Genomic DNA, 320 nt, shown 5'->3' with positions numbered 1-320 from the left:
GGGTGCGGCGGGCGACCGCCCGGTCCGCCGCACCCGCACCGCGACGGACGGCTCGGCCAGCCAGCCGGAAGCAGCCGCTGCCCCGCGCCGCGCCTCGGCGAGCCGGACGGAGGGCGCCGCCGCGCCCCGCCGCGCTCGGAGCGCCGCGGACGGCTCGGCCAGCCAGACGGAAGCGGCCGCTGCCCCGCGCCGTACCCGCAGCGCATCCGACGGCTCGGCGAGCCGACCGGAGACGGCCGGACGCCCCGCCGAACCGGCCGACAAGCCGCGCCCCCGCTCCTCCGACGCCCCCTGGCACCACGCCCGCCCGGCCTTTGAGG

1 pseudogene is annotated in these 320 nt (G+C 82.8%); it reads left to right on the top strand.

Annotated features, from left to right (window positions below):
• A pseudogene (locus ACSNOG_RS33105) lies at window positions 1-320 on the top strand (NADH-quinone oxidoreductase subunit C); the annotation flags it as partial.

It is taken from the genome of Streptomyces sp. URMC 124 (genome assembly GCF_051386455.1).
GTDB lineage: Bacteria > Actinomycetota > Actinomycetes > Streptomycetales > Streptomycetaceae > Streptomyces.
This window is presented reverse-complemented; position numbering and strand designations above follow the sequence as displayed.